The sequence below is a fragment of the Bartonella sp. AA168HLJHH genome, assembly GCF_042197365.1.
GTDB lineage: Bacteria > Pseudomonadota > Alphaproteobacteria > Rhizobiales > Rhizobiaceae > Bartonella.
This window is the reverse complement of record NZ_JBHIRS010000063.1, coordinates 1-1,184: the sequence shown is the minus strand read 5'-3', so window position 1 is coordinate 1,184 and position 1,184 is coordinate 1. Positions and strand designations below refer to the sequence as shown.

1 protein-coding gene is annotated in these 1,184 nt (G+C 41.3%); it reads left to right on the top strand.

Translation table 11 applies throughout. The features are described from left to right. On the top strand, positions 1-1,184 hold a 1,184-nt coding region (locus ACFINM_RS09745; RefSeq protein ID WP_375641304.1), incomplete at both ends, for a YfjI family protein.

The following is a 1,184-nucleotide window of genomic DNA, read 5'->3' as shown; positions in this document are numbered from 1 at the left end:
TCTTTAAATGATAAGACTTGTTTAGAAGCCATTCCTTATAAACAAGCATTGCAACAAAACGGTTGGGGGGAATTAAAGCCTATCACGGCGGCTCTTTTACCCGTCGAGCCTTTTGACCCATTACAGCTCCCAATGCCATTCATGGACTATATTTATGACGTTTCAGAGCGTCAACAAGCCCCTATGGATTTTATTGCTGTTGCTGCTCTCTGTGCCTTGGCTGCTGTCATTGGCAATGGCGTGCGTATTGCTCCAAAACAATATGATGATTGGATTGTTGTCCCTAATCTCTGGGGCGCTCTTATTGGTCAATCGTCAACATACAAAACACCAGCCATGAAAGCCGCTTTAGCTCCTATCACTTGCCTTCAAAAGGAATGGTATAAAGACTGGTTAAAGCATAAAGAGAAACAAGAAATTGAAGAGAGACTTGAAACTTTAGATAAACGAGAAAAGGAAAGACAAGCCAATAAAGCGATAAGAAAAGGAGAGTGTGAAACCGCTCGTGCTCTTTTGTATGAAACGCTCTCTAAAGACAATGCGCATGATGATGATGTCTCTCGTTTTATTGTCAATGATGTGACTGTTGAAAAGCTTGGGGAACTCTTAAAAGAAAACCCCCGTGGTCTCTTAATGGTGCGTGATGAATTATCTGGTTTTTTAGCCAATCTGGAACGAAGAGAATATCAAACAGACCGTGCCTTTTATTTAACAGCTTTTAATGGAGACGATCAATTTACTTATGACCGTATCGAGCGTGGAACCATTTTTATCCCTTATGTCACTTTATCCATGATTGGAGGCATTCAACCTTCACGCATTATTCCGCTCATTCAAGCCATACACCGTGGAATAAACGATGACGGTTTATTGCAACGCTTTCAAATGATTGTCTGGCCCGATGACAATAAAGAGTGGCAATTGGTTGATAAACCGCCCAATCAAGAGGGGTGGCAAAAGTATGAAGGGGTTTTTCGTTCTTTTCGTGATAAACGCTTAGGGTCTCCCGAACAGCCGCTGATCATGCGTTTTTCTGCTGAAGCACAAGTGAAGTTTTATGAATGGTTAGAGCATCTTCATAAAGAGGCAAAAGGAGGTAGTTACTCAGAAAGCTTACAAGCGCATCTTTTGAAAATGCCTAAGACCATAGTAAGTCTTGCATTGATTTTTGAATTAACCGAAGG